This is a genomic window from Flavobacterium xueshanense, from assembly GCF_900112975.1.
GTDB classification, from domain to species: domain Bacteria; phylum Bacteroidota; class Bacteroidia; order Flavobacteriales; family Flavobacteriaceae; genus Flavobacterium; species Flavobacterium xueshanense.
Map to the genome: position 1 here is coordinate 1 of NZ_FONQ01000030.1, position 2,489 is coordinate 2,489.

1 protein-coding gene is annotated in these 2,489 nt (G+C 32.9%); it reads left to right on the top strand.

Going from position 1 to position 2,489, the window contains the following annotated elements; translation table 11 throughout:
• Positions 1-499: 499 nt before the first annotated feature.
• Positions 500-2,489: immunoglobulin domain-containing protein (locus BMZ76_RS15635; RefSeq protein WP_449757028.1), on the top strand; the 1,990-nt coding region annotated here is incomplete at its 3' end.

The window sequence follows — 2,489 nt, forward strand, 5'->3', positions numbered from 1 at the left end:
TATTACCTAAAAAGATTAGATAATCTGAATAAGAAAAAATCAATTTTTGAACACCTCTAAATTACGATTAAAAAGTTTTAATTTTAGAATTGAAAAATTCAGGTTAAGCATTTGTACTTTGATTGTCAAATATCTATTTAATAGCCGAAAAGTATAGCTTTCTAATAATTATCAATATAATTTTTCAATTTTGTTTTAAAAGTATTCAAAACAGTAAAAATTCCCCTTTTACTGTAATATTACACTCTGCAGTAATTACTTCTTGTCATGTTAATATTCATTTGAATTAATATTTTCTTTAAACACATGTTTTGATTTAAATCTATAAATAATATGTCATTGACATTAATCAGGTTTCTATTATGTAACTGTATGAATAATAGGTATTTAATTTTGTTGTTTTAAAATAGTTAATTTTTTATTAAAATTTGATTTGTTCAATGGAAATAAAATTATACATTTAAAACTTAAATGTTATATTAATTACAAAATTGGGTTTATGAAGAAAAAATTACTTTTATTTTTACTCTTTAATTTATTATTTGGTTTCTTCTTAAGTTCCAAGAATATTAAAAATGATATAAATTTTTACCATCAAAATTTCAAGTTTTCTTCGAAGTCAATATATTCGGATACAACAAAAAAACAGAAAAAGAATTCAAGAAGTTTAAAAAATTTAAGAGTTTTGGCTGTTTTGCCCTCTCCTTTAATAACTGCAGGGAGTTCCTGTAGCGATGGTGTTAATCCAGTACAAGTTAATGTTTATGCTTTTGGAGTAAATGGTAATGAGACTATTGAGTGGTTTACTTCTCAATCATCAGGTATTCCTATATACACCGGGAGTGTTTATAGTCCAAGTATTAGTGCTACTAGAACCTATTACGTCCGGAGTAGATCTGGAGGAGACATCAGCATTCGAGTACCTGTTGTTGCTTCAGTTTATATCGTTCCTCCTGCAGTTTTCTTAACAGTTTCTCCAGCTAATAGTACGTCTTCTCCTTTGTGTATAGGTACATCAGTTACTTTTACGGCTACTGGAGGAGGTGATTTATTTGAATTTTCAGTAGATGGTGTTGTTAAGCAAGCGATGACGACAAACAAAATTTTTGTGACTAATGTTTTAACAGATGGTCAAGTAGTTAGGGTGCGTACTAGATATGCCGTAAATTTTGATGGAAATATTACAGAAAAAGCATGGGGGACTGGTTCATTAGAAGATAATTTTCTGTCAGCTCCTTTATCTTCGAGTGCTTCAACTGGATATATTAATTCTTTAAAAATAAGCTCAACAGAAGATAAATTAATATTTGGTGTACTTGGAAAGGCACTAAGTAACAGAAGAATTTTGTTATTTCTTGATACAAAAACCGGAGGATTCAATATTTCTAATTATGGAGATGAAGCTGGGTCGATTCCTACAGTTAATGCATTTAATTATTTTAATAATAACCCAAGTACATTTGACTCTTATTTTCAAGCGGATTATTGCCTTGCTATTGGAACGGATTTAAGTGAAACAAATTACAGTGCGGATATAATTGAATTAAGAACTGGAAACTCAATTAAAACAAATCTAGGAATAGCCGCTACAGGAATCCCTTCTTCTGTAATGGGAGTGAATAAAAATAACGCTGGAATTAATGACTACAGTTTAGGCTTTGAAGTCGAAATTTTAAAATCACTCTTAGGATATACAACTGGGGATATTAAATTTTTTGCTGTGACTTTGGCTGATCAGGATGAACCGAATTATTTGGTTACGAATTCTTTTTTAAGTCCAGAGAGAACTAGTAATTTAGATTATGGAAATGGAGCTGTGGATTATAATTTGAAAGACCCAAATCCTGTTGTAGTTGCAGCATCTGCATTGACACCATGTTACTCAGAGGCTAATATTACAATGAATTTTGTTGACAAGCCAACGGTTGCTGCTGTTGGCGGAAACCAGTCCAAGTGTGTTCTGACGAGTGATCCTTTGGGTGGTAATACACCGTCAGTTGGTACGGGTTCTTGGTCAAAAAAATCTGGACCAGGAGCGGTTGCTTTTAGTGATAGTACAAATGGATCTTCAACAGCTTCAGTTAGTGTTGAAGGAGTTTATGTGTTTACTTGGACCATTACGAATGGCCAATGTACTCCATCGTCAGCTGATATCAGTGTCGAATACATTATAACACCTTCTCCAGTAGTTGATACAATAACGCAGCCAACTTGTGCTGATAATTCAGGTAGTGTTTTATTGAGGGGATTACCATCAGTAGGTACGTGGATTATAACACCATCTTCGGGTTCTCCTGTATCTGGATCTGGAAGCACTTATGAATTTAGGAACTTATTAGCATCCACGAGTTATACTTTCACAGTTACGGGTTTAAATAATTGCCCTTCGGTTCCATCATCACCGGTATCCATTAATGCGATTCCAACTCCTCCGGTTGTACCAACAACGGTTAGTGTGATTCAGCCAACTTGTGCGACTCCATCGGGAA